General features: G+C 60.1%; 23 protein-coding genes. 9 read left to right on the top strand and 14 right to left on the bottom strand.

What is annotated here, in order from left to right; all coding sequences use genetic code 11:
- Positions 1–33: 33 nt before the first annotated feature.
- From AB6803_RS01910 to ugpB, 10 genes are all read right to left on the bottom strand, one after another.
- Positions 34–1,713 carry an ABC transporter ATP-binding protein gene (locus AB6803_RS01910; protein ID WP_371107267.1) on the bottom strand — a complete coding sequence of 560 codons (1,680 nt, stop codon included), beginning with the start codon at positions 1,711–1,713 and terminating at the stop codon, positions 34–36.
- A 6-nt stretch (positions 1,714–1,719) separates the two neighbouring features.
- Complete coding sequence (locus tag AB6803_RS01915) at positions 1,720–2,559, bottom strand: ABC transporter permease (protein ID WP_371107268.1); 840 nt, start codon at positions 2,557–2,559, stop codon at positions 1,720–1,722.
- Positions 2,556–3,527: an ABC transporter permease gene (locus AB6803_RS01920; RefSeq protein WP_371107269.1), complete on the bottom strand. Its 972-nt coding sequence runs from the start codon at positions 3,525–3,527 to the stop codon at positions 2,556–2,558. The genes AB6803_RS01915 and AB6803_RS01920 overlap by 4 nt, the downstream gene beginning before the upstream one ends.
- Positions 3,528–3,594: 67 nt before the next feature.
- Complete coding sequence (locus tag AB6803_RS01925) at positions 3,595–5,142, bottom strand: ABC transporter substrate-binding protein (protein WP_371107270.1); 1,548 nt, start codon at positions 5,140–5,142, stop codon at positions 3,595–3,597.
- A gap of 478 nt (positions 5,143–5,620) precedes the next feature.
- Positions 5,621–6,625 carry an anion permease gene (locus AB6803_RS01930; RefSeq protein WP_371107271.1) on the bottom strand — a complete coding sequence of 335 codons (1,005 nt, stop codon included), beginning with the start codon at positions 6,623–6,625 and terminating at the stop codon, positions 5,621–5,623.
- Positions 6,625–7,242, bottom strand: coding sequence for a DUF47 family protein (locus tag AB6803_RS01935; RefSeq protein WP_371107692.1), 618 nt, complete (start codon positions 7,240–7,242; stop codon positions 6,625–6,627). The genes AB6803_RS01930 and AB6803_RS01935 overlap by 1 nt, the downstream gene beginning before the upstream one ends.
- A gap of 141 nt (positions 7,243–7,383) precedes the next feature.
- A complete protein-coding gene (locus tag AB6803_RS01940; protein WP_371107272.1) occupies positions 7,384–8,436 on the bottom strand; it encodes a sn-glycerol-3-phosphate import ATP-binding protein UgpC in 1,053 nt (350 codons plus the stop codon).
- Positions 8,436–9,284 carry a sn-glycerol-3-phosphate ABC transporter permease UgpE gene (gene ugpE / locus AB6803_RS01945; protein WP_371107273.1) on the bottom strand — a complete coding sequence of 283 codons (849 nt, stop codon included), beginning with the start codon at positions 9,282–9,284 and terminating at the stop codon, positions 8,436–8,438. The genes AB6803_RS01940 and ugpE overlap by 1 nt, the downstream gene beginning before the upstream one ends.
- Positions 9,285–9,293: 9 nt before the next feature.
- Entirely contained in the window at positions 9,294–10,175 is an 882-nt protein-coding gene (gene ugpA / locus AB6803_RS01950; RefSeq protein ID WP_371107274.1) for a sn-glycerol-3-phosphate ABC transporter permease UgpA, read from the bottom strand.
- Between the two features lie 67 nt (positions 10,176–10,242).
- Positions 10,243–11,553, bottom strand: coding sequence for a sn-glycerol-3-phosphate ABC transporter substrate-binding protein UgpB (ugpB, locus tag AB6803_RS01955; RefSeq protein ID WP_371107275.1), 1,311 nt, complete (start codon positions 11,551–11,553; stop codon positions 10,243–10,245).
- A gap of 279 nt (positions 11,554–11,832) precedes the next feature.
- Here ugpB and AB6803_RS01960 point away from each other — a divergent pair, with 279 nt between their 5' ends.
- The 8 genes from AB6803_RS01960 to AB6803_RS01995 all read left to right on the top strand — a co-directional run bounded on the left by AB6803_RS01960 (position 11,833) and on the right by AB6803_RS01995 (position 19,600).
- Positions 11,833–11,961 (top strand): helix-turn-helix domain-containing protein, encoded by a 129-nt coding sequence (locus tag AB6803_RS01960; RefSeq protein WP_371107276.1) that lies wholly within the window; start codon positions 11,833–11,835, stop codon positions 11,959–11,961.
- A gap of 111 nt (positions 11,962–12,072) precedes the next feature.
- The gene (locus AB6803_RS01965; protein WP_371107277.1) at positions 12,073–12,669 is read left to right on the top strand and encodes an N-acetyltransferase family protein; all 597 of its coding nucleotides are present in this window, start codon (positions 12,073–12,075) and stop codon (positions 12,667–12,669) included.
- Entirely contained in the window at positions 12,666–13,850 is a 1,185-nt protein-coding gene (locus AB6803_RS01970) for an MFS transporter (RefSeq protein ID WP_371107278.1), read from the top strand. Before AB6803_RS01965 ends, AB6803_RS01970 begins: the two co-directional genes overlap by 4 nt.
- A gap of 165 nt (positions 13,851–14,015) precedes the next feature.
- On the top strand, positions 14,016–14,222 hold the full coding sequence (locus AB6803_RS01975; RefSeq protein WP_371107693.1) for a KTSC domain-containing protein: 207 nt from the start codon (positions 14,016–14,018) through the stop codon (positions 14,220–14,222).
- Positions 14,223–14,477: 255 nt separating this feature from the next.
- Positions 14,478–16,103, top strand: a complete 1,626-nt coding sequence (locus AB6803_RS01980; protein WP_371107279.1) for an ABC transporter substrate-binding protein — start codon at positions 14,478–14,480, stop codon at positions 16,101–16,103.
- Positions 16,081–17,034, top strand: coding sequence for an ABC transporter permease (locus tag AB6803_RS01985; RefSeq protein ID WP_371107280.1), 954 nt, complete (start codon positions 16,081–16,083; stop codon positions 17,032–17,034). Before AB6803_RS01980 ends, AB6803_RS01985 begins: the two co-directional genes overlap by 23 nt.
- The gene (locus tag AB6803_RS01990) at positions 17,031–17,906 is read left to right on the top strand and encodes an ABC transporter permease (RefSeq protein WP_371107281.1); all 876 of its coding nucleotides are present in this window, start codon (positions 17,031–17,033) and stop codon (positions 17,904–17,906) included. Before AB6803_RS01985 ends, AB6803_RS01990 begins: the two co-directional genes overlap by 4 nt.
- On the top strand, positions 17,903–19,600 hold the full coding sequence (locus AB6803_RS01995; RefSeq protein ID WP_371107282.1) for a dipeptide ABC transporter ATP-binding protein: 1,698 nt from the start codon (positions 17,903–17,905) through the stop codon (positions 19,598–19,600). Before AB6803_RS01990 ends, AB6803_RS01995 begins: the two co-directional genes overlap by 4 nt.
- A 67-nt stretch (positions 19,601–19,667) precedes the next feature.
- Here the strand turns inward: AB6803_RS01995 and AB6803_RS02000 are convergent, their stop codons facing one another.
- The 4 genes from AB6803_RS02000 to AB6803_RS02015 form a co-directional block, all read right to left on the bottom strand.
- Positions 19,668–21,455: an ABC transporter ATP-binding protein gene (locus AB6803_RS02000; protein WP_371107283.1), complete on the bottom strand. Its 1,788-nt coding sequence runs from the start codon at positions 21,453–21,455 to the stop codon at positions 19,668–19,670.
- Between the two features lie 8 nt (positions 21,456–21,463).
- Complete coding sequence (locus AB6803_RS02005) at positions 21,464–22,405, bottom strand: glycosyltransferase family 2 protein (protein WP_371107284.1); 942 nt, start codon at positions 22,403–22,405, stop codon at positions 21,464–21,466.
- A gap of 85 nt (positions 22,406–22,490) precedes the next feature.
- Entirely contained in the window at positions 22,491–23,594 is a 1,104-nt protein-coding gene (locus AB6803_RS02010) for a glycosyltransferase family 2 protein (RefSeq protein ID WP_371107285.1), read from the bottom strand.
- A complete protein-coding gene (locus AB6803_RS02015; RefSeq protein ID WP_371107286.1) occupies positions 23,594–24,730 on the bottom strand; it encodes an acyltransferase family protein in 1,137 nt (378 codons plus the stop codon). The genes AB6803_RS02010 and AB6803_RS02015 overlap by 1 nt, the downstream gene beginning before the upstream one ends.
- A 579-nt stretch (positions 24,731–25,309) precedes the next feature.
- On the opposite strand from AB6803_RS02015, the gene AB6803_RS02020 reads away from it, so the two are divergent.
- Entirely contained in the window at positions 25,310–26,617 is a 1,308-nt protein-coding gene (locus AB6803_RS02020; RefSeq protein ID WP_371107287.1) for an MFS transporter, read from the top strand.
- The last annotated feature ends 75 nt before the right edge of the window (positions 26,618–26,692 follow it).

Below are 26,692 nucleotides of genomic sequence, written 5' to 3' on the forward strand. Positions count from 1 at the left end.
GGCTCCTTGGGCTCTTCAGCCGTCCGTTCAAATTCAAGCACGTTTTGACATCATCTGCGATTCCCGGTCCCGGCCGGGGATCGCCTCTATCAGGCTCTGGGTGTAGGCGTGTTTCGGAGCGGTGAAGATGTCCGCGCCCGTGCCAAGTTCGACGACCTGACCCCTCTGCATCACCATCACACGGTCGCAGATCTGTGCGGCGACACGCAAGTCGTGGGTGATGAACACGAGCGACAGGTCGAGCTCCTTCTTGAGCTTTCCCAGCAGCTCCAGCACTTGCGCCTGGATGGAGACGTCGAGCGCAGACACCGCCTCGTCGGCGATGATGATCTCCGGCTCCAGCGCCAATGCTCGCGCGATGCCGATACGCTGGCGCTGGCCACCGGAGAACTCATGCGGAAAGCGGTTGGCGCTCTTCGGATCGAGGCCGACCAACTCCATCAGTTCGGCGGCGCGGGACAGCGCCTTTTTCTCGTTTTCACCATAAGCGATCGGACCATCGGCGATGATACGCCCGACTTTTTCGCGCGGATTGAGCGACGAGAAGGGATCCTGGAAGATCATCTGCGTCCGCCGGCGCATGGCGCGAAGCTCCGTGCCCTTCAGATGCGCCATGTCCTTGCCGCCGAGCAGCACGCGGCCGCCGTCCGGGTCCTGAAGGCGCACGAGACAGCGCCCGACCGATGACTTGCCGGAGCCGCTTTCCCCAACGATGCCGAGCGTCTCGCCGCGCCCCAAGGTGAAGGTCACGCCCTTGACCGCGTCGACGGATTTCGGCTTCGAAAACAGTCCGCCACCCATGCGATAGGTCTTGGTGAGATTTTCGACCGATAGCACCGTTTCGCGTTGCGGCTGCGAGACGCTGCCGCCGCTCGGCTGCGGGATCGCGGCGATCAGCTTTCTCGTATAGGGATGCCGCGGCGAATAGAGCACATCCTCCGCCGGGCCTTGTTCGACGATGCGGCCGAGTTGCATGACCGTGACATAGTCGGCGATCTCCGCCACCACGCCGAAATCATGGGTGATGAACATCACCGCCATGTTGCGCTCGGTCTGCAGGCGGCGGATCAGTTGCAATATCTGCGCCTGGGTGGTGACGTCGAGCGCGGTCGTGGGCTCATCGGCGATCAGTACCTGCGGCTCGAGCGCCAGCGCCATGGCGATCATGACGCGTTGCCGCTGGCCACCGGAAAGCTGGAATGGGTAGGAGGCTGCTGCGCGTATAGGGTCCGGCAAGCCGACCTCGGTGAGCAGATCCAGCGCCTTCGCCTTGCGCTCCTTGGGGCTCAGCAGCCCGTGCGCTTCGAACACTTCCTCGATTTGCGCCGACACCTTCATCAGCGGGTTCAGTGCTGACATGGGCTCCTGGAAGATCATCGCCACCCGGCGGCCGCGGATGCCATAGAGCTGTTCCGGCGGCAATTGTAAGAGGTCGGTGCCGTCAAGCAGAATGCGCCCTTGAGCGACGCGAACCGTTTCCGGCAGAAGCCCCATCAGCGCATTGGCCGACATCGATTTGCCCGAACCGCTTTCGCCGACGACGCACAGCATTTCCCCCGGATGCAGCCGGAAGCTGACGCGATCCACCGCATAGGGCCGGTCAGCACCTTCCGGCAGCGCGATGCTCAGCCGGTCGATATGCACTACCGGTTCGCCGCGCTCGATGCGATCCGGATGGATGTCGATGTCGAAAGATATCTCTTCGGTCATCATGTTCCCTCACTTTCCACGGCGCGCGAGGCGCGGATTGAGGGCATCGTTCAGTCCCTCGCCGACGAGGTTGAGGGCGAGCACGGTGAGCAGGATGGCGAGACCCGGAAAGAAGCTGACCCACCATGCCTGGCGGATCACCGTGCGGCCGGCGCCGATGATATAGCCCCAGGACATGACGTTGCGGTCGCCAAGCCCGAGGAAGGACAGCGAGCTTTCGATGAGGATGGCGGCGGCCACCATCATCGAGGCAAGCACGATGATCGGAGACAGCGTGTTGGGCAGGATCTGCCGCCAGATGATGGTCGCGTGCGTCTGGCCGGACAGTACCGCCGCCTCGACGAATTCCCGTGAGCGCAGCGACATCACTTCGCCACGTAGCAGCCGGGCGACCGGCGGCCAAGACACCACCGCGATCGCCGCCACGATTGATGTGATGGATGGCTGGAAGATGGCGACCAGTACCACGGCGAGTGCGAAGCTCGGCACGCTCTGGAAGAATTCGGTAAAGCGCATGAGGAGGTCATCGACCCAGCCGCCGAAATATCCGGCCAGCGCCCCGATCGGTATGCCGATCAGCAGCGAAACAACCGTCGAGACTAGCCCCACCAGCAGCGAGACGCGTGCGCCGTAGGCAAGTCCGGCACCAAGGTCACGCCCCATCGGATCGGTTCCGAGCAGGAAGCGTTCCGTCGTGAAAGGCGGAAGGAACGGACGCTGCACCATCGCCCATGGCGACTTTGTGTAGAGAAAGGGAGCGGCGATCGACAGGATCACCACAGCGGCAAGGATCACCAGGCCGATAACGGCGCCGCGGTTTCGGGAGAAACGTTTCCAGAAATCCTTCATGACGCCACCCGGATGCGCGGATCGACGATGCGATAAAGCACATCGGTGATCAGGTTGAACAACAGCACCATGGCGGCGGAGACGATGAAGACGCCGAGCAGCAGGTTATAGTCACGCTGCGACAGCGCATCGAACATCAATCGGCCGATGCCGGGCCAGGCAAACACCGTTTCGATGAGTACTGCGCCGCCCACCAGTTGCCCAGCTTGAAGGCCAGCCAGCGTCACGACCGGGAGAATGGCGTTGCGCAGGACATGTCGACGCTGGATGACGGCCGGGCGTAGCCCTTTGGCCTTGGCGGTCTTGACGAAGTCAAGCTGGTTCACCTCCAGCATGGAAGCCCGCGTCATCCTGACATAGACGGCCATGAAGAACAGGCCGAGGGTCATTGCGGGCAAGACGAGATGCTGGAGAATGTCGAGCATGCGGGCGACGCCGGTATAATCCGCCCCCACCGTCTCGTAACCGAAGCCCGGCAGCCAGCCGAGTTGCACGGAAAATAGCAGCACGGCCATCAGCGCCAGCCAGAAGAGCGGCGTCGCATAGAAGATCAGCGTCACCAGCGAGATCAGCGTATCGGACCAGCGTCCCTGGCGGGCCGAGGAGACGGCGCCGGCCAGAATGCCGAGACCCAGCGAAATCACGAAAGCTGAGATGGAGAGGAGCAGCGTTGCCGGAAGGCGATCGAGGATCAATTGCAGAACCGGCAATTGCTGGCGATAGGAATAGCCGAGATCGAGCCGCACGATCGAGGAGATGTAGATCCACAGCTGCACGTACAAAGGCTTGTCGAGGCCGAAGCGCTCCTGCAGCTGCTGTAGAAACACGGCGTCCGTTTCACCGGCCTCGCCCGCCATCACCGCGGCCGGATCGCCGGGCGCTGCGTGGATGAGGAAGAAGTTCAGTATGGCTATGCAGATGAGGATGACGACCGCCTTGAGCAGTCTTCCTGCAATGAATCGCGTCATGAGAGCCTCCTGCTGCGATTTCTCCGTGGGATGAGAAGAGCGGGGAAGTGATCTCCCCGCAATTTCCTCACTTCTGGATCCATGTATCGCGCAGGGATTCCGCCAATCCGTTGGCGGTGGTCACGATGTCCTGGAATTTACAGTTGTAGATTGTCGGGAAACCCAGCTCGAGCAGCCACGCGACCGGAACGTCGTCCTGAAGCTTGGCCTGAACCTGATCGTAGATTTTCTGGCGTTCAGTTGCCGGATAGGCGACGGCGGCGGTCTCGAACAGCTTGTCGACGTCGGGGTTGGAATATCCCTCGACATTGTTCCAGGGCGACCCCTTGGAAATCTGCGAGGTCTTGTAATTGCGCTCCACACCGATGGCGGGATCGCCGTTCTGGTAGAGATAGGTGAAGGCGAGGTCGTAGTCCCAGTTGGCGACATGCTGATTCCAGCCGGCAACGTCGGTCGCCTCGATTTCGATGGGAATGCCGACATCGGCGAGGTTCTGCTTCACGGCTTCCGCCCAGCGTTGCCAGGTTTCGTCATAGGGAAGGGGCAGGAGCCGGAGCGGCTTGCCGTTGTAGCCTATTTCCTTCAGCAATTGCTTAGCCTTGTCCGGGTTGAATTCATATTGCTGCCCGGCGGCCGCATAGAAGGGAAGCTTGGACGAGAACGGGCCGGTAGCAACCTTGCCCATGCCGTTCCACAGCGCATCCTTGGCAAACTCGCGGTCCAGCGCATACATGATCGCCTGGCGGAATTTCGGATTGTCCATCGGGGGTACGCGGTTGTTCAGCCACAGCCAGGAGAGCGGCGAGAAATATTCCCAGCCCTTTTCCGTGACGCAAGTGTTCGGCAACGCCGAGAGGCGCGGGACGTCGAAATTCTCGACGGAGCCGCCGGGTAGTACATCCACCTTGCCTGTCTCATAGGCGACGGCGCGCGCGGCGCCATCCGGGATGATCTGGTAGTAGATCTCGTCGAGATATGGCTTGCCCTTGAGGTAATAGTCCTTGTTCTTCGCCAGCTTGATGTAGCTGCCTTTTTTCCATTCCACGAATTTGAAGGGGCCGGTCCCGATCGGCTTTTCATTGTTCGGGTTGGTGGCGTAGTCCGTCCCCTCGTAAAGGTGCTTCGGCACGATCGGCATGGCGCTGAAATTGAAGGCGCGGATGAAGGGTTCGAAAGGCTGTTTCAGCTTGAAGACGACCGTCTTGTCGTCGGGTGCGGTGACGCTCTCCACATGGTCCATCAGGTTGCGGTGGCGCGGCTGCGTCTTCATCAGGAAGTCGTTGACGGTGAACAGCACGTCGGCCGAGGTCATCGGCTTGCCGTCGTGGAAGACCACATTGTCCTGCAGGGTGAAGGTATAGGCCAGACCGTCGTTGGAAACCGTCCAGGATTTCGCCAGCGAGGGCATGGGCTGCAGTTTCTCGTCATAGCGCAGCAGGCTCTCGAAAATATTGCCGCCAACGGCGAGGCTCGGGCCGTTGGTGGTGATGCCGATCATCAGCCCCGGCGGTTCCGGCTGGACGATGAGATTGATCTTGCCGCCCTCGACCGGCGCGGCATAGGCGGCGCTTGCGGTGAGGATCAGGGCGAGGGACATGGAAAGCAGGCGTCGCATGAAGTTCCCCTTATGGATTTTCGTTTGGCGTGCGGACGTTACTTTGCATTGCGGCATCGCTCCGAAAGCCGGGTTTGGGCTTTCAGAAGGCGCGGTGCGTATTCAACGGATCGGAGCTTTTTGCGTGTCAGCCAGGGCGAACGACGCTCCGATGGTCAACCGATATACTGGTATATGTTTGCATCAGTGATCGCATTAAGAGCCTCCCAAGCCCGACCTGTCAAGCGGCCTCTATGGAAATTTCGCATAAGTTTTGAGCGCACTCTTGGAGTGCATATTAATTGCGCATGTTGAGTGTGGGCGGCGGGGGATAGGCTTGAGTTGCCGAAAAAAGCACCGGTCTCAATGCTGGCGCAGAAGCAAATGTTCGAGATGAGCGCGAGGAGAGATAGTAGACGAAAGGTCTACGGCTGCGATTGATGGGTGCTGCCGAGAGAGCCGCTGTTACAGAAGAGGCAAAGAGTCTTTGGGTAGGCGCTCAGCCCACCCAGTTCATGACCCAATAGACAAGCGCGGAGATCGCCGCGGCGGCTGGCAGCGTCACCACCCATGCGATGACGATATTGCCGGCGAGGCCCCAGCGCACCGCGGAAAGGCGCCGGGAAGCGCCGACGCCGATAATGGCGCCGGTGATCGTGTGCGTGGTCGAGACCGGAATGCCGAGCCATGTCGCGGCAAACAATGTGATCGCGCCGCCGGTCTCCGCGCAGAAGCCCTGCATCGGATTGAGCTTGGTGATCTTCGAGCCCATCGTATGCACGATCCGCCAGCCGCCGAACAAGGTTCCGAGCGCCATGGCCGACTGGCAGGACAGCACCACCCAGAGCGGCACATGGAATTCCCCGCCGCCATAGCCCTGGGAATAGAGCAGTACGGCGATGATCCCCATCGTTTTCTGGGCATCGTTGCCGCCATGGCCGAGCGAATAGAGCGAGGCGGAGACGAATTGCAGCACGCGGAACGTGCTATCGACGGCAAAGGGTGTCTGCCGGACGAAGATCCAGGTCACGCACAGGATGAGGAGAAGTGCGAGCACGAAGCCTAGCAGCGGCGAAAGCACGATGGCGCCGGCCGTCTTCAACAGGCCCGACCAGACGATCGCGCTTGTGCCCACCTTGGCCAGCCCGGCGCCGACCAGGCCGCCGACAAGCGCGTGCGACGAACTCGACGGGATGCCGAATATCCAGGTGACGATATTCCAGACAATGGCGCCCATCAGCGCGGCGAAGATGACCTGCGGCGTCACGATGCCCGGGTCGATGATGCCCGTGCCGAGGGTTTCGGCCACATGCAGTCCGAAGAACAGAAAGGCGATGAAATTGAAGAAGGCGGCCCACATCACGGCATATTGCGGCCGCAGCACACGGGTGGAGACGATGGTTGCAATCGAATTGGCCGCATCGTGCAGCCCGTTGAGAAAGTCGAAGAACAGCGCAACGGCAATCAGGCCCGCCAGCAGCGGAAGGGCGAGGGTGGCCTCCATCAGACGTTCTCGATCACGATGCCGCTGATCTCGTTGGCGACATCCTCGAAGCGGTCGACCACCTTCTCCAGTTCGCCATAGATCTCGCTGCCGATGATATAGGCCATGGGGTTCGAGCCGCCATGACGGCGGAAGAGATCCTTGAGCCCCTGCTCATGCAGCTCGTCCGAGCGGCCCTCGACTTTCACCACTTCTTCGGTGAGCACGCTGAGGCGCGCCGAGTTGGCGCCCATGCGGTCGAGCAGCGGGATTGCCTCGGCCACCAGCTTGGCGGCCTGGACGATCGCTGCGCCCATCTCCTGCATCCTGGGGTCGAAGCTTGTCTGTTCGAACAGCCGGATGGTCTTCACCGTCTTGTGCATCATGTCGATGGCATCATCCATCGACATGATAAGGTCCTTGATATCTCCGCGATCGAAGGGCGTGATGAAGCTGCGCCGTACGGCGAGCAGCACCTCGCGGGCAATCTCGTCTGCCTCGTTCTCGAGGGCGACGATGCGCTGGCAATGCTGCTCCGTGTCCTTGCCGGCCAGCAATTCGTTCAAAGCTTCGGCCGCGCCGACGATGGTGCGGGAATGCCGCGCGAAGAGATCAAAAAAACGATCTTCTCGCGGCATCAATTTACGAAACCAGTTCACTGTCGGCGCTCCAAACATGCGTTGTCATAAATCCGTCATAAATGACGGAGCGTGACATGAAAAGCCGATACGCCTGCGAAACGACAGGCTCCAACCGCATCGTCCCAAGGTTTGAACCGTTTATGCGGCCTCTATTCTGTTTCCTCCGCCGTCGAAGAAATGCAGGGCATTGGCGGAAGCGGTAACGACAAGCTCGGCATCGATCGCGATCTGGGATCGTCCGAAAACGCGAAAGACGATGTCCTGGCCGTCTTGAAGGACCCCATATACATAGCTTTCCGCACCCACCAGCTCCACCGCCAGCACACGGACCTTTGCGCTAAAGGCGGCGGCATTTCCATCCTCGGCTAGATGAAGGTCTTCGGGTCGGATACCGATGGTCGTGTCGCTGTTGACGGAGCCTGTGCCTGGAGAAAGTGCGAGACCGCTTTTCTCCGTGATCTTCAGCAGATTCATCGACGGCGAGCCGATGAAGGTTGCGACAAAGGTCGTGGCTGGCCGCTCGTAGAGTTCGATGGGCGTGCCGACCTGCTCGATCCGGCCGCCATTCAACACGACAAGCCGGTCGGCCAGCGTCATAGCCTCCATCTGGTCATGCGTGACATAGACGCTGGTGGTCGCCAGCGATCGCTGCAGCCGCTTGATCTCGACGCGCATCTGCACGCGCAGCTTGGCGTCGAGATTGGAGAGCGGCTCATCGAACAGGAAAGCGGCCGGTTCGCGCACGATGGCGCGGCCCATGGCAACGCGCTGGCGCTGGCCGCCGGACAGTTGGCGTGGCTTGCGCTCCAGGAACTGTTCGATTTCCAGCGAGCGAGCCGTCTTGTCGATCCGCCGCTCGATCTCGTCCTTCGGCATGTTGCGGTTCTTCAACCCGTAGGCCAGGTTCTGGCGCACCGTCATATGCGGATAGAGCGCATAATTCTGGAAGACCATGGCGATGTCACGGTCCGACGGCTCCAGCTCGTTGACCACCCGATCATTGATGGACACCGTGCCCGATGTGATGCTTTCCAGGCCGGCAATCATGCGCAGCAGCGTAGACTTGCCGCAGCCGGAAGGCCCGACCAGCACGACGAGTTCGCCGTCAGCAATATCGAGCGACACGCCCTTGATGACGTCGATGCCGCCGCCATAGGTTTTGCGGACATCCTTGAGGGTGATCCCAGCCATTATTTCTCCGTCTCCACAAGACCTTTGACGAACCAGCGCTGCATGAGCACCACGACGACGATGGGCGGAATGATCGCCAGGATCGCCGTCACCATCACGAAATTCCACGGCGTCGCCGCATCGGCGAAATCCACCATTTTCCGGAGCCCGATGATGATCGTCGACATCTTGGCGTCGTTGGTGACGAGCAGCGGCCACAGATACTGCGTCCAGCCATAGATGAAGAGGATCACGAACAGGGCGGCGATATTGGTCTTCGACAGCGGCAGCAGGATATCGCGCATGAAGCGGAAGGGTCCGGCATTGTCGATGCGCGCCGCCTCCAGCAACTCACCGGGAATCGTCAGGAAGAATTGCCGGAATAAAAAGGTCGCGGTGGCTGACGCCATCAGCGGCAGGGTCAGGCCGGCATAGGTGTCGATCATGCCGAGATCGACGATAACCTTGTAGGTTGGCAGGATGCGGACTTCCACCGGGAGCATCAGCGTTACGAAGATCATCCAGAAGAACACCATGCGCAGCGGAAAGCGGAAGAAGACGATTGCAAAGGCCGACAGGAACGAGATCGCGATCTTGCCGACGGCGATGACGACCGCCACGACGAATGTGTTCCAGAGCATGCGCGGCAGGCTGACGCCGACCACGCGCTCGACGCCGCCGGAAAGCGCTTCCCCATAGTTCTCGACAAAATGACCGCCGGGCAGCAGCGAAATCGGCGGCCGCAGGATTTCAGCTGAAGTCATCGTCGAGGCGACGAAGGTGTAATAGATCGGGAAGGCGACGATGATGACGCCAAGTATCAGCATCAGATGGCCGATGAGATTGGCGACGGGACGTTTTTCGATCATCGGCTCACCTCACGCATAATGCACGCGCTTCTCAACGAAGCGGAATTGGAAGGCCGTGAGCGCAATGACGATCACCATGAGGATGACGGACTGAGCCGCCGAGGAGCCGAGGTTGAGATTGACGAAGCCGTCATTGTAGACCTTGTAAACCAAGGTCTCCGTCGCTTTGGCCGGGCCGCCGCCGGTCACGGCGTGGATGATGCCGAAGGTGTCGAAGAAGGCGTAGACCGTGTTGACCACCAGCAGGAAGAAGGTCGTCGGCGCCAGCAGCGGAAAGACGATCGTCCAGAAGCGCCGGTTGCCGCGCGCGCCGTCGATGGAGGCGGCCTCGAGCAGCGATTTGGGGATTGCCTGCAGGCCGGCAACGAAGAACAGAAAATTGTAACTGATTTGCTTCCAGGCGGCGGCAACGATCACCAGTACCATCGCCTGGTTACCGTTCAACAGCGGATCCCAGGCGAAGCCGTTGCGACGCAGGATATAGGCGAGGGTGCCCATCGCCGGATTGAACATGAAGAGCCACAGCATGCCGGCGACGGCGGGTGCGACCGCATAGGGCCAGATCAGCAGCGTGCGATAGAGGGTCTGCCCGCGCACCACCTTGTCGGCGGCGGTCGCAAGTGCCAGCGCGACAATCATCGACAGCAACGCTGTCGCGACGCAGAAGACCACGGTCACCTGCAGGGAATGCAGATAGGTCTCGTCGGACAGCACGGCGCGGAAGTTGGCAAGCCCCACGAAGCCGCTCTTCAGCCCGAAGGGATCCTCGCGCTGCATCGACTGATAAAGCGCCTGGCTCGCCGGCCAGAAAAAGAAGACCGCCGTCAGGATGATCTGCGGAGCGACGAGGAGATAGGGAAGGATCTTGTTGGGAAAGACAACGCGTTGCACGGCGATCTCCTAGGACAGGGAAATTGCCCGCAGCCTCAGCAGCTGCGGGCTGGACCGCATCAATGCGTCAATTGCCGATGGCCTGCTGGATGGCGGCGTTGCCGCGCTGAACGGCCTTGTCGAGCGCGGTCTTTGCGTCTTCCTTGCCGGCCAGCATCGCCTCGAACTCCTCGTTCATGATGTCGCGCACCTGCGGCAGGTTGACCAGGCGCACGCCCTTGGAGTTCGCTGTCGGCGCCTTGCCGAGCATCTGCAGGATCGGCGTCTCGCGGCCGGGGTTCTTCTCGTAGAAGCCGGACTTCTTCGTCTCCTCATAGGCCGCCATCGTCACCGGCAGGTAGCCGGAGACCTGATGCAGGCGTGCCTGGATTTTGGTCTGCGACAGGAAGTGGAAGAATTCGGCGATGCCCTTGTATTCGGTATCGCTCTTGCCCCCGAAGACCCAAAGGCTGGCTCCGCCAGGGATGGTATTCTGCGGCCGGCCTTCGCCGTCGTAGTAGGGCAACTGCCCAATGCCGTAATTCATGCCGCTCTTGACGATGTCGCCGAGACCGCCGGAGGATTCCGTCAGGATGCCGCATTCTCCGGAGGTGAAGAGCTGCTTGGCTTCCGAGGTGCGGCCGCCATAGCGGAAGGTGCCGTCCTTGGCGAGATCGGCGATCGCCTGGAAGTGCTTCTCGAAGAGCGGCGTGTTGAATTCGAGCTTGACGTCGGTGCCGCCGAGGCCGTTTTCATTGCTGCCATAGGCGACATTGTTCCAGGCGGCAAAATTCTCGGTCTGGATCCAGGTGAGCCAGGTGGAGGTGAAGCCGCAGGCCGATGCACCGCTCGACCTAATCTTCTTGGCGGCATCGAACACTTCCGGCCAGGTCTTCGGCGGGCTTTCGGGGTCGAGCCCGGCCTTCTTGAAGGTGTCCTTGTTATAGTAAAGGATCGGCGAGGAGGAGTTGTAGGGGAAGGACAGCATGGTCCCGTCGGGCCTGGAATAATAGGAGACGATGCCGGGCAGATACAGCGACTTGTCGAACGTATAGCCGCCCTTTTTCAACACATCGGCCGCCGGCATGATCGCGCCTTCGGCCCCCATCATCACACCGCTGCCGGCGTCGAAGACCTGCAGGATTGCCGGAGCCTGCTTGGCTCGAAACGCGGCGATGCCGGCATTCAGCGCTTCCGGATAGGTGCCCTTGAACACCGGGACGATCTTGTAGTCTTTCTGGCTCTCGTTGAATTCCTTGGCGAGTTGTTCGACGACCTCGTTGTTGGCGCCCGACATGGCGTGCCACCATTGCAGCTCGGTCAGCGCAAATGCGTTCGATGTCATGGAAAACGAGACGGCAATCGCCGCAGCTGAAGCGCAGATAAAACGTACGGACATGTTTCCTCCCAAGTGTCCCGACAGGCGCAGACCACGCCCGGCCCTATTTTTCGGCATGGGGATCCTCCTCGATCCCTATGCCGGACGTTCCATTCTAAAGCCGCGACTTGAAACAAATTTCCCGCGGCAAGACCGACTGGCCCCTTCGTCAATTCTTGCCTCTCTTTGGAGGGAGGCGACGACGACTGAATCATCCGATCCATCTATGTATGCTGAGAAATGAGAATATACGACAGTTTTGTGACAGTGCGGCGTGCAAAGATTTTTGGGCGCCGTCGAATGGCTCGACAGGCGGCGTCCATACAGGCAATCGCCTTCGACCTTGGCTACAGCACGCCTTCGGCCTTCATCGCCATGTTCAAACGACTGTCCGGCAAGACTCCGGAGCAATACCGGGTCGGTCGCTAGGCAAAGTTTTCCTTATGCTTCGTATAATCGTCAAAAGCTTCATTCATGATCTGCCGTTCTCCATGATGCGGCGTCGTTAAAGACAACGGCGTGTTGAGAAAAGATTGAGCAATGAAAAGCGAGCAGACCTTGGAAGACCGAGACATATTCATTGAGCGGGATCGGCCCGTCATTCGCGATGCCAGCGATGGGGATATGGAGGCCATACGCGACATCTATACGTATCATGTTCTCCACGGACTGGCGACATTCGAGGAGGTGCCACCATCGGCCGACGAGCTTCGGTCGCGTCGGGCATCCGTGCTCGCCATCGGGCTACCCTATCTCGTTGCCGAATTGAATGGCGAGATCGTCGGCTACAGCTATGCGACCGCCTATCGGCCTCGCCCCGCCTATCGTTTCTCGATCGAGGATTCGGTTTATGTCGCGGATGGTCTCGGCGGCCGGGGTGTCGGCAGCGCGCTTCTCCAGGAACTCATTGCCCGCTGCGAGAAGGGGCCATGGCGACAAATGCTGGCCGTCATTGGCAATAGCGGCAATGCAGGTTCGCTCGCGCTGCATCGCCGGATGGGGTTCCAGCCCATCGGGACGTTCAAGTCCGCCGGCTTCAAGCTTGGCCGATGGGTGGATACGGTGCTGATGCAACGGGCATTGGGGGAGGGCGACCAGACGACGCCGGCGCAAAACAAACCGGAAACGGATCGGTGATTTCCGGCAGGACGATCCTGTGCCTTGCGTTATCGCAGCTCGTCGCCTGGGGTGTTACCTATTACCTGATCGGCGTATTCGACAAGTTGATGGCTGCCGATCTTGGTTGGTCAAGCGAGATCATCCATGGCGGATTTGCGATAGGGCTGTTGGCGATGGGCGTGGTCTCGCCGCTTGCCGGGCGCTCGATCGATCGTCTGGGTGGACGAAAAGTGATGGTCGCGGGGGCTGTGCTGACCGCGATCGGATGTTTCGCGCTCGCCATCTGCGAGACGCTGCTGGGGTATTGCGCTGCCTGGATCTGTCTCGGCATCGCCATGCGGCTCACCCTTTATGATGCGGCATTTGCCGCGCTCGCACGGATCGGCGGTCTCAGGGCCCGGCGCCCCATGTCCCAGATCACCCTGTTGGGCGGCCTTGCCTCCGCCACCTTCTGGCCGGTCGGTCACTTCCTTGCCGTCACGTTCGGTTGGCGCGGCGCCGTTGCCGTCTATGGCGGCCTCGCTCTATTAACGATCCCGCTCTATCTGGCAATCCCGGAAGAGCGGACGGAAGCCTCGTCCGAGACCGCTGCGCATTCTCCGCCGCTCGCAACCGATCCTCGGGAGGTCATCGTCTTCGGCAGGCTCTACGCATTGCTGATCGGCCTTGCCAATTTCCTGAACGCCGGCATGTCCGCCCATATGATCGGTATCCTGACCGGTCTTGGTCTGGCTGCGTCGGCAGCCGTTTGGATCGCCGCTTCGCGCGGCGTCGGGCAATCTCTCGCACGCCTCTGCGAGGTGCTTTTCGGCCGCGAGATCGATCCGTTTACGCTTACTCTTCTGGCATCCCTGATGCTTCCGGTGGCCTTTGTCGCCGGTCTATTTGCCGGCAAATCGATAGTCGCCGCCATCGTCTTTGCAGCTCTCTACGGCATCGGCAATGGACTGCTGACGATCACCCGTGGCACGCTTCCGCTCATCCTGTTCGATCCCCGCAGCTACGGCTCGGTGGTGGGAAGCCTGATCGCGCCGAGCTTCGTTCTCTCTGCCACGGCACCCGTGATCTATGCATTCGTCATAGACGGTTTCGGACAAGCCGGTGCGCTCTACTTGTCGGCAGGCATTTCGATGGTTGCGCTGATTGCGGCCGCCGTCTTGCACCTGCTGGGCAGGCGGCGGCTCGTTCTCCCCATCTAGGCGACTGACAAATTCCGCCCCGAAATAGGGTCAGGTCTAGCCCGTCAAGCCGTCGCCTCCGCCGTTCGATAAAAACTGATGGTTGCAGACTACTCTTCTTTAACTAGGTCACTTCACGCGATGTTGGGATTTTCATGGCATAACCGTTTCAAAGAAGAGGGCGCTATGAAAGAGTTTCCAGTTTCATCGAAAATTATTAAATCCGTCGCTTTCCACCCCGAGGACGGACGTCTTTATATTCGCTTCAAAAACGGCGAGGAACGCCTGTTTGCCGGCGTTCCGGAAAAGGCCGCTATCGCCATGGTCAAGGCACCGTCGCCCGGCCAGCATTATATCGAACATATCCGTACCCGCTTCGAGCGCGTCGCCTAAAATCCGATACTGGCTCGATCTTGCCTCGTGGCAGGTTAAGCCACTGCGACCGGAGGCCAGACGGCCTTCGGCGGATAGATGGTCGGCGTAAGTTTGAAACGGTATTTTGCGAACGTCGCGTCAAAAGAACCAGAATGCCTTTAGTCCACTAATTTTATAGACAATATTCCAAGCACGGGATTGCCGCTGCGTTGCAGGTTTGCACGCTGGCAGGGCCGGTCAATTTTGATCGTTTCCAATATCGGGGCTTAGAATATGGGGCGTGCAGTCTTTGGAGTTTCGTTAAGAAGCAGCATCCGCGCGGTCGTTGCCTTCTCTTTCCTTTCGCTCGCCAGCTCCCATGTCTGGGCGGCGTCCGAGGGCGCCAAGCCGGTCGATGGTGGCATCCTTAGGGTTGGCTTGGGAACGGACACTGCGATTATCGATCCGTCTATCACCGGCAGTTCGATTACCGCCGTCATCACCCGCAATATTGTCGACTCGCTGGTCGGTCAGGCTGAGGACAACAGCTTCACGCCCTGGCTGGCCGAGCGCTGGGAGATCAGCGGCGACAATACGGTCTATACCTTTCATCTGCGGCCGGGCGTGACCTTCAGCGACGGCACACCGCTCGATGCGGCGGCGGTGAAGTATAATTTCGATCGTATCCTCGATCCGAAGACGACTTCGAGCTATGCAAAGTCGCTGCTCGGTCCGATCGACAAGATCGAGGCGCCGGATGCGAATACCGTCGTGATCAGCTATCGCCAGTCCTTCGCGCCGCTGCTGCAGGGGCTCAGCCTGCCATATCTAGGGATCCAGTCCCCGACCTATCTGCAGAAGGCGACCAGCACCACCAATACCGTTGTCGGCTCCGGAGCCTTTGTCCTCGATAGTTTTGTCAAGGGCAGCGGCAGCAAGCTGACCCGGCGCGCCGATTACAATTGGGGACCCGGCTACGCCGCCCACAAGGGGCCGGCTCATTTCAATGAGATCGATTTCAAATACCTGCCGGAAGCATCCGTTCGCCTCGGTGCTCTCGCGAGCGGACAAGTCGACGCCATCGACGCGGTTCCGCCCGCCAATTTCCGCTCCGTGCAGAGCAATGGCAAATTGCAGGTCGTCACGAAGGAGAACCCGGGCGTTACCAGTGCCTTTCTCCTGAATATCTCGAAGGGGCCTTTCCGGGACGTCAAGGTTCGCCAGGCGTTCCAGAGCGCGGTAAATGTCGCCGCAGCCGTCAAGGCTGCCTACTTCGGCACGTTGAAGCCGGCCGACAATATTCTCGGGCCTTCGACGCTCTATTACCAGCCCCGCCTCGGCGGCAAATGGGGCTTTGATCTCGCCAAGGCGAACCGCCTGCTCGATGAAGCCGGCTGGAAGGAGAAGGATACCGACGGCATTCGCAAGAAGGACGGCCAGCGCCTGACGCTTCACTACGTCTATGACAGCGCCCAGGTCGGCGACTCCGATATTACGCTTGCGCAGGCGGCTCAGTATCAGGTGCGTCAGGCCGGTTTTGATTTACAGCTCGATCCTACCGATGCCGGTGGTTTCACCGCTCGCGCCAATGCCAATGATTACGACCTTGTTTCGCTCTTTTATGTGCGCGCCGAACCGGACATTCTGCGCACGGTATTTCACTCGGCCTATGCCCCGCCAAACGGCGCGAATTATGCGCGCGTCAGCAGTCTTGACGAAAAGCTGAGCAAGGCGATCGGCGCGAGCGATGCGGAGCGCAAGCGGCTCTACGCCGAGATCCAGACGGAGATCATCGACGAGGCCTATGCGGTGCCGCGCTATGTCGCCGCCTATCAGCTGGGCGCCTCCAAGAAGCTTCTCGGCATTAGCTGGGCCACCAACGCCAAACCGAATTTCTATGATGCCTGGCTCAACCCCTAACCTGATCCATGCCGTCGCAAGGCGGCTGGGTGTGATCGTCGCCGTGTTGTGGGGCGCGGCGACGATCGCCTTCATCGCCGTCAAGCTCATTCCTGGTGACCCGGTCTCGATCCTCTCCGGCGGCGAGAATGTCGTCGATGCGGCCGAGCGGGCAGCTTTGGTCCATCAATATGGGCTAGATCAGCCGCTGGTGCTGCAATATGCGCGCTATATCGGCAATGCGCTGCTCGGCAATTTCGGGGAGAGCTATCAATACCGGCAGCCTGTCATCGCCGTCATAGCGGAGGCTGCCGGTCCTACGTTGCAACTGGCGGGCAGTGCCATCATCATCGCGCTCAGCCTGGCGGTAACCATCGCCCTGGCGACGGCAGGCCGCAGGCGAGGGCTGGCGGTGACGCTTTCCGGTCTCGAGCTGATCCTGCTGAGCACGCCGGTCTACTGGATCGGCATCGTGCTTTTGTCGCTGTTCAGTTTTCAACTGCAATGGTTCCCAGTCACCGGCAACGATGGATTTGCCTCGCTCGTGCTGCCGGCGATTGCGCTCAGCCTGCCCTTGACCGCGTTGTTGAGCCAGGTTCTGCGCGATGGCCTGGAGGAGGCTCTGTCGCAACCCTTCGCGCTGACGGTGCGCGCCCGCGGCGTCGGCGAAACCCTCCTGCGATTTCGCCACGGTCTGCGCCATGCCGCGCTCGCCGCGTCCACGCTGACCGGCACCTTGTTTGCCAGCACGCTCGGCGGCTCCATCCTCACCGAAACGGTGTTCGGCCGGTCCGGCATCGGCCAGATCACGCTGCAGGCGATCAAGACCCGCGACATGCCGCTGGTGCTGGGGCTGGTAATGCTGTCGGCCTGCGTCTTCGTCATCATCAACCTGCTGGTCGATGCCCTCTATCTGCTGATCGATCCTCGTCTACGGAGAGTGCCACAATGAGCAGCGCGGAATTGTTCGATGTGGCGCTACGCCGGCGTAAAGATGGTGGTGTCGGCGCCAATCCCTGGCTGGCTCCTGGCCTGCTCGTTCCGCTTGCCATCGTGGTGGTTCTCGCCATCGCCATCTGGGAGCCGCAATGGTTCACAGCTTTCGACCCCGAAGCGGTGGATACGGATGGAATATTGATGCCGCCGGATTTGCGGCATTGGTTTGGGACCGACGAACTCGGGCGCGACCTGTTTTCGCGTGTTGTACATGGAACATCGCTATCGCTTGCGATCGGAATCGGCGCCACCTTGATCGCCACTCTCGGCGGTATACTGCTCGGCACGGCAGCAGCACTTGCGCCGAGGGCCGTCAGCCGCATTCTGGTGCGCCTGATCGACATTCTCCTTGCCTTTCCCGAAATACTACTGGCGCTACTGGTGATCGCCGTACTTGGACGCGGGCCTTTGAACACGCTGCTTGCCGTCGGTTTTTCCAGTGTCGCCTCCTATGCGCGGCTGGTCCGCTCGCAGGTGATGCAGGTGAAGCTTTCGGGCTATGTCGAGCACGCTATCACGCTCGGCGAGCATCCCTGGACGATCGTCACCCGGCATATCGTACCAAACACTATCCGTCCGCTGCTGATCCTGGCGACGATCGGGGTCGGGAGTTCCGTCCTCTCCGCGTCGGCGCTGAGCTTTCTCGGCCTCGGCGTCGTGCCGCCGGCACCGGAATGGGGCGCGTTGCTGGCAAACGGACGCAATTTCCTCGACATCGCCCCCTGGACTAGCCTGCTGCCGGCGACGGTCGTCGCCATCTCCGTGATCTCAATCACCCTTCTCGGCCGCCGGCTGCAGAACCTCTTCTCAAAGGGGGAAGCCCGTTGAACCTGGATAACACCATCCTGCGGGGCCATTTCGCGGCTGTTCCTTCAAGCCCCGTGCTATTGGAGGTAAAGGGGCTGAGCGTAACCTTTCCGACGCCGCGCGGGCGGGTTCAGGCGGTGAGGGACGTTTCCTTTCAAATCGCAGCCGGAGAAATCCTCGCGCTCGTCGGTGAATCCGGGTCGGGAAAATCGGTGACGGCACGTGCGCTCGTCGGGCTTGCCGGCTCCCGGGCCGACGTCCGGGCGGAAGCGATGACGCTTGTTGGCCATGATGGACAAGCGCTGGATCTTCTGGGCCTTTCCGAACGATCCTGGCGTCAGCTTCGCGGGCGAGAGATTGGCTTTGTCCTGCAGGATGCCCTGGTCTCCCTTGATCCCTTGCGCACGGTCGGTCGCGAGGTTGCCGAACCGATCCTGGCGCACCGTTTGCTGCCTCGATCGCAAGTGGCTGAGCGTGTCGAAGAACGGCTCGGCCGCGCCGGCATCCCCGATCCGAAAGTTCGCGCCGCCCAGTATCCGCATGAGTTGTCCGGCGGCTTGCGGCAAAGAGCGCTGATCGCTTCGGCGCTGGCCGCGCAGCCGCGCCTGCTGATCGCCGACGAGCCGACCACGGCACTGGATGTGACGGTGCAGCGGCAGGTCCTCGCGGTTTTCAAGGAGCTGGCGCAGGCGGGTCATGCCGTTCTCATCATCACGCATGATCTCGCGGTTGCAGCGCAGCTCGCCGACCGTGTGGTCGTGATGCAGAACGGTCAATTGGTGGAAGCTGGTCCGGCGCGGGAAGTGCTGTCCGCGCCGCTGCATGATTATACGCGCCGCCTGCTGGCCGCCGTGCCAACGGCCGCGACCCGTGGCCGCTGGCTCAGCGCAAGCGAAGGCGCGCCCATCCGCCGGGAGGTCGCGGAGGCTGAAACGCCGCTCCTGGAGATCCGTAATGTCTCGGTGAGTTTCGAGCGACCCGACGGCAGCTGGTTCGAAGCGGTCCGGCAGGTTTCGCTCGACGTTGGCCGGGGTGAAACACTCGGCATCGTCGGCGAGTCCGGTTCCGGCAAGACGACTCTCGGCAAGGTGGCGCTGGGGCTGCGACACGCGGTCAATGGCGACGTGCTCTTCGAAGGCAAGCCGTGGAGCGCACTTCCGGAAGCCAAGCGGCGGCCCCTGCGCAGCTTGATCCAGACTATCAGTCAGGACCCTCTCAGCTCTTTCGATCCGCGCTTCACCGTGGAGCGGATCATAGACCAGCCACTACGGCTGCGCGGGAAGCTCGACTGGGCGGCGCGGCGGCGGAGGATAGCGGAGCTGATCGAACTGGTCGGCCTGTCGCCGGAGCTTCTTGGGCGCCGGCCGAACACCTTGTCAGGTGGGCAGCGGCAGCGTGTGTCCATCGCCCAGGCGCTTGCGGCCGAACCGAAACTGCTGATCTGCGACGAGCCTGTTTCCGCGCTGGATGTCACGACCCAGGCCCAGGTGCTGGATCTGCTGGTCGATCTCCAGGGGCGGTTAGGATTGTCGATGGTCTTCATCTCTCATGATCTCGGCGTGGTGCAGCATATGAGCCATCGCATCGCCGTCATGAAGGATGGCGTGGTTGTCGAAACCGGATCGGTGGAGCAGATTTTCGATCAGCCGCAACATCTCTATACGCGCGACCTGATTGCCTCCGTACCCTCACTTTCGGCCTGGGAGAGGGAATAACGATCAGCATGCCGATGAACCTATTCGCGCATAGCATCGCATTTGATATCATTTTCTTCCTCGGATACTAATGCTTCTCGAGCACCCCATGCTCGTAAAGCTGATCCATGCTCAAGGAGGCGACGGCGGCAAACGGGGTCTGGTTACGGACGCGGCCACCGCCGAGGATGACGATTTCGTCGCAGAATGAAATGGTGCTGCGATGATGGCTGATGACGATGGTCGTGCGGCGACCGGCTCTCGACTTCAGGGTCTCAACAATGGCCGCTTCCGACAATCCGTCCACGGCGTTGGTGGCCTCGTCAAGGATCAGGATATCGGGATCACGGACAAGCGCCCTCGCCAGCGCTATTCGCTGCCGTTGGCCCGCTGAAAGGCTTGCTCCCCTGTAGCCGACGACCGTTTCATATCCGTCGGGCAGCTTCTCGATGAATTCGTGCGCCTCGGCAAACCTGGCTGCGCTCTCCGCCTCGGCGAGCGAGGCATTTTGTCCGTAGGTGATATTTTCCAGGATCGTGCCGTCCACAAGCTCCAGATCCTGGCTGGCAAGCGCAATTCTACCTCGCCACTGGGTCGGGTCGATCCGGCTCAATGGCAATCCGTCGATAAGAATGTCGCCGTCGTCAGGCTCGACAAACCGGCTGAGAAGATTGACGATCGTCGTCTTTCCGGCGCCAGACCGGCCGATGATCGCCGTCGAGCAACCCTGGCGGATTTCGAAGCTGGCGGAGCGCAACACCAGGGGCCGGGAGCTGGAGCCTGGATATTTGAAGGTCACCCGGTCGAATTTGATATGCTGGCGGAGTTCATGTGCAGCTTCGTGTCCCGTCGGCGGCTTGGGCTTGTCGGAGGAATCCAGTAGCCATCGGACCTCTTCCAGGGAACCGCTCCAGCCCAGCACCTGGCTCCATGCTTGCTGCAAGGCGCGCACATGCGGCTGTAGCCTGTAGAGCAGCACCACGAAAGCAACGATGATCGGAAAGCTTATGCCCCAGAGCCATGCGCTCACGACCACCGCCAGGAAGAGCGCCGAATGCAGCACTTCGGTCAGCGGCGGCAAGACGCCCTGCCGGGTCTGGAGGACGAACCCCGCCTTTCGCACGGCATTTGACGCCCCGTCGAATATGGTTTTCTCGCGCTCTTCCTGCCCGAATATGCGGATGAGTCGTCCGGCATGAACAAGATGAAGCATTCTGGTGGCAAGCTCGTTGTTGAAGGAGGTGACATCGCGGCTGGGCAGTTTGAGCCGGGCCGACAGGACCGCATGCGCGATCTGGACTAGGACGAGGCCAACGGCGACGCAGAGTGTCATTTGCCATGACAGAAGCAGCAGGAAGGCCAAAAGAATGATGGCGGCCGATGCGTTCACGATGGCCGCAAGCGCTGTCTGTATCGCATCCGACGCTCGCCATGATTCATTGGAAATGATGTTCAGCAGCCGCCCCGGGCTTTCCTGCAGGAAGAACGGGTATCCGATCTTCAAAAGCTGGTCTGCGAGTGCGCTTCGGATCGCATGACCGGCTTTGCCGTAGATGAAATTGGTCAGCACGGTATTTGCGAAGGCCAGAACATTCTTCAGGGTGATCAGTGCAAGCACGGCAGTCGCGATGACCAGCAACCTTTGCCGATCATCCAGGCTGGATCCCACCTGTTGGAATGCGGCGGAGAGGCCACCCATTCCAGACGGATCCTTCTGGCCGCCTATGATGCCGAGCATGGGAATAATCAGGCCGATGCCTGCGCCTTCCAGCACCGCGCTGCTTAGCCCCAAAATGATCACGATCGGAAGCAGGCGTGTTTGCCGACCCAATGCGTGGCGCAATAGCTGCAGGCCTGGCAGGAAGAATTTCAGCATGGCGGATATCACCTCAGCGAACGAGCTGCCTGTTTGATCTGGTTTACGTCTGGCTGCTCCCGCCGGCCGGTCACAGTGAGACGCACGAATTCGGCGGCGCCCAGCAAATTCATGAATATGATCGGCCAGTGCGATAGAGAGACTTCCGGGTCAAAACGAGATCCACCCAACAGCTCCTGCCATGCCGACCGAAGGGTCCAGCAAAAGTGACGAAGCAACCACGGTGCCTTGAACATGTGCTTCAGGCAAAGCCCTCCGTTTCCAAGGCTGTAGCTTCGATGAAGCCGCTCGATCGCGTCGCGTGTATCCCGCCCATGATAATGGAAAACAGTCATGTCGGGCACATATTCGATCGGGATGCCGAGTTGGAAGGCGCGGACCAGATAATCGGTATCCTCGGCGGATTGCAGGGCGGCGCCGGCGCCGAACCGCTCATCAAAGAGACCGACGTGCATGGCGACTTCGCGGGGCATGGTCATGTTGCAACCCAGTATGAAGCCGCCGGGATGGACGTCCGGGCTGAAAAATGCGCGCTCCGGCGATCGCTTGATCGTGAAGGGCAGATCCCGGGTGCTGCCGAGTTCGACGCGGCCGCCCCGAATGATATATTGCTCGCCGGTTACATAGTGCCGCTCCAGGTCTTGCAAATAGCGGTCGTCGATCTCGCAGTCATCGTCGATGAAAATCAAGATCTGGCCTCGCGACTGCTCCATCCCCGTATTGCGGGCGGCCGCTAAACCGCGGCGCGATTCCGTTACGGGTATGATCGTCATGCTCGAGGTTGCAGCGATATGGGCCAGACGCTCGGCGGTATCGTCGGTCGAGCCATTGTCGACCACCACAAGTTCGCTCGCCATCGTCGCATGCGAGCGGCAGGCGACCTCGATCGACCGGATGCAGGCTTCGAGCGCTGCGGCGCGGTTGCGGGTGCAGACGATAAAGCTCGCCACGGGATCGTGGCCTCCGCAAGAGGATGGAACCTTGACTGCTTCCCGCTCGTGCTCTCGCACTATGTCGGTGCGCCCCCCGGCCATGCTATGCGAGACCCTGAAGCGGCGGCACCGCTTTGATAGGCACTGATTGTCGATACCGTGCCAGCGCGTCCAGCTGGGTGCTTGCCTCGCTCCAGATGCGGCTGCACCATGGCGCATAGGCGCCGGCGCGAAGGCCGTATCGTTCCCGGCGCCGGATAAGGTGCCATTTTCCAGTGCGCGTCAGGAATGCGTGCGTCAGTTGTGGTTGCTTCTCGTCAGCGATGAGCTGGTAGAGGAAGTAGAAGAAGCACAAAGCGCCATCTTCATAGCTTGACGACGATGCCTCGCTGCGAGCCGCGATTTTCTCTTCCATGGAGACAAGACAGTCGGCGACGCGGCCAACCGTGTCCGGTGTCACCACCACACCGATGTCATGAAGAGCGTCAGGATCGTCGATCAGGGATTCTTTCAGAAGGTTCTCGGCGGCGATTTTCAGATGGGTACGGCGCATTTGCCGTTTATGCTTGTTGGTGACGCTCTCGTCGTGAATGCGGTATGCAACCAGGCTCTCGTCGATCATGGCGGCCGGAAACTCTCGCGTAATCCGTCGGAACAGATCGAAGTCTTCCGCATGTACATAGCTTGCGTCATACATCAGCATGTCTTGAGGAACGACATTACGGTTGTACATCACGGTCGAGTGCATGAAGACGGTGTAGAACATCGACAGTACATGCCAGTCCGCGGAAAGATGGATCGGGTTTTGCGTGCCCCGCACGACGCGGTCGCCGATGAGCCGATCGATGCCCGTGCCACTGATCGCAAGTTCGGGCTGCTGCGCGAACAAGGAAACCTGTCGCGAGAAGCGCGTCGAATAGGAAATGTCGTCGGCATCCATCCTGGCGACAAGATCCCCTTTCACCAGGGTCATGCCTTCGTTCAAGGTTGCGATAAGGCCACGGTTCTCCCGCGAGACGATGCGGACGCGATCATCGGCCTTTTGATACCGTTGCAAGATATCCAGCGATCGATCGGTGGAGCCGTCGTCGATGGCGACGACGTCGAGGCGCTCATAATCCTGGCGCAGGATACTTTCGATCGCCGCGGCAAGATAAAGTTCACCATTGTAGACAGGCAGCAGAACGGAGACCAGTGGTACGGACATTATTCGGCTCGCATGCTTATTGGAGATTGGAGATCTGGGCCGCCCACGGTTGCGGATGACGGAGCAGGGACATGGTTTTTCGAGACTACGTAAGGGAAATAGCGCTTGAGACTATTGAGCGGCTTTTCAAAGAACGCCCAGGAAATCGAGGCGAGTATCAAGGTGGCCGTGCTGCCGATGACGAAGCGGGCAGGTCCCTGTTCTGAGACATTCACCGGGATCCAGGGCTGAGCCTTGACGATCAAGGACAGGACGATCGGATGGAAAAGGTAGATGCCGTAACTGATGCGTCCGATAGTCATTATAGGTGGGAGCTCGAGCAGCCGGCCAATAGGGCCTCCAAGGCCTGACGAACAGCATCCGACCAGCATGACAAGCGGTACGAGCGGGAAAACTTCGCTGCCGATCCAGACTGTCCAGTCAAGCAGCGGCGTCGTTGGTTCTGATCTCAGCCATAGTGTGATGACGGCCGCGACCGTAAGCGGCATCCAGCTCAGCCGCATCCATTGCGGCCAGGCATCGGTCCTGCCGCGATAGGCCGCGAGCAGCGCGCCCGCGGCCAGTGCGTCCATCGACGCGGAGGGAAGCAGATCGCGCATGAGCGAAGGGGTTCCCGTCAGCGGCCAACAGAGGCGGTAGGCGATTGAGCATACAATGACGGCAACGCAGATCCGTTCGATCATCCGGCGTGGAGCCAGCAGCATCACCAGCGGCCAGACGATATAGAATTGCTCCTCTATGCTGAGGCTCCAGGTGTGGCATAGAACCCAGGGCGTCCATTGATCGCGAATGGCATACCAGTAGTTCGATAGATAAAGCGCGTGCCATTTCAGGCTGCCGCGGGCGCCCTCGAGGTTGACGAACCAAACGAAGCCCAGCATCGCGAAATAGGGAGGAAATATACGCAACGCGCGGCGGATGTAGAATGATTTCAGCGCGGCGGACGGCTCATATTGAACGGCGGAGCGCGCGTCCAGCAACAGTCGTGTAATCAGGAATCCACTGATCACAAAGAAGAGACGGACACCGAGGTGCCCCCAAAAGTTTCCGTCCGCCGCGACGAAATGCGCGTATAGAACCATTGCGACGGCAAAAGTTCTCAGCCCGTCCAATTGGCGGTCGCGTGTATTCGACATAGACACCCCCGGCTTTCAGCCTTTGTCGGAGACCTTCCTTGACGGCGCCAACTCCCCACTACTGTTCTTGTTGTTTGCGTCTTACCCTTCTTTTTAGCCCCGTGCGATTGATGAGGCGCTAAACAAGCTCCCGAGCGTTTAGGAGCGAATCCGGCCAAACTGTGACAACTTCCACTGAATTAGCGAGTGGGTAATCACGTGTTTGAAACATACGAACATCCTCTTGGCACTCGGGGTTATTTTTGCTCTGCGGCGCGTCGAATGCCTGGCGGTCTGCCTTCCATATTCGCCGGCTCAGACGCCGCGGCGAAATAGAGTGCCACAACCATCTTGCTTGTCTCAATCCTTCTGGGTCAACCCACGACCATGGTTTTCAACCTGTATGGCACCGCGCCAGAGACACTGTGGTCTAATGGTCGCCGATGGTGCGTTTCGTGACCTGTCGCACCTTTCTCTATTGCCGGTGGATGGCGCTGTAGGACTCGCGCGGGCATCTTGTTTTTTCCATCACGTTTGGATTGATAAACGCCGGGTTGCGCTATGTACGTGGTACAGCGCAGTTTTTAGGGAGGAAACGACGTGGTTGATGAAAAACAGCTTATCTCCAAGATCACTTGGAGGCTCATGCCCTTTCTGGGTATTCTCTATCTTATCGCCTATATCGATCGTCAGAATGTCAGCTATGCGAAACTGCAGATGGTTGATGCTCTGGGGATGAGTGAATATGCCTATGGTTTGGGCGCCTCGCTCTTTTTCATCGGTTATTTCCTGTTTGAAGTTCCAAGCAACCTGCTTCTTGACAGGTTCGGCGCGAGCAAGTGGTTTGCGCGTATCCTGGTGTCGTGGGGTATCGTTACGGTGGCGCTGGCCTATACCCAGAACCCGACCATGTTCTATATTCTGCGCTTCCTGCTCGGTGCCTGCGAAGCGGGGTTCTTTCCGGGTGTCCTCTATCTCCTGACCCTCTGGTATCCCTCCGTCTATCGAGGCCGGATGGTCGGAGTGTTCATGATTTTCAGCGCCGTGGCCAATGCCATCGGGGCGCCTATCGGTGGCGTTCTGCTGGATCTGGACGGCCTCTATGGTCATGCCGGATGGCAATGGGTCTTCATCGTCACGGGTATTCCCGCCATTATCGCGGGTTTCGTGACCTTCTTCTATCTGTCCGACCTGCCGGAGAAGGCAGCCTTTCTCAGTACTGAGGAAAAGAAGTGGCTCAAGGATCGGCTTGCCGCTGAAAATGCAGGCATGGAACAGCATGCGTCGGACGGCTTCAAAGCTCTGATCAATCCGCGCGTTCTGCTGATGGCGATTTGCTATGTCGGCTTTCCGCTGGCCGCCTATGGCCTCAGCTACTGGCTTCCGACCATCGTCAAGGGTTTTGGGGTCAGCAACACCACCAACGGGTTCCTGAACATCATTCCCTGGGTTCTCGTCGCGATCGCCCTCTACATTGTTCCGTCCATGGCGGACAAGGCTGAATCCAAGACGCCCTACATCATCATCTCCGCACTGACAGGCGCCGTGTGCCTGGTGCTCTCGGCGGTCATTCCCAACCATACGCTGCAGTTCGCATTCCTCTGCGTTGCCGCAGCCGGCATCTTTGCCGGACAGCCGGTTTTCTGGAGCCTGCCGTCGCGGTTCCTGCAGGGAGCAGGTGCAGCTGCTGGTCTTGCGGCGATCAACTCCATCGGCAATCTCGGAGGCTTCGTCGCGCAGAATGTCGTGCCGTGGATCAAGGACGCGACCGGAAGCACGATCGCACCAATGTTCTTCCTTGCCGCCTGCCTCGTGGTAGCTGCTGTGCTGGTGTTCTTTGTCGGGCGGATGATCGCTCGTGCATCAACGTTGCGGGACGTCCGTGGCACAGGCGCCGCACGCGTCTGATCGGCAGCAAAAAGGCCCGCCTTCCAATCTGGAAGGCAGGCCCTCGAACTCGATGCAGGGACGGCTGTGTGCGTA

The sequence above is a fragment of the Rhizobium sp. RCC_161_2 genome, assembly GCF_041355235.1.
Lineage (GTDB): Bacteria > Pseudomonadota > Alphaproteobacteria > Rhizobiales > Rhizobiaceae > Rhizobium.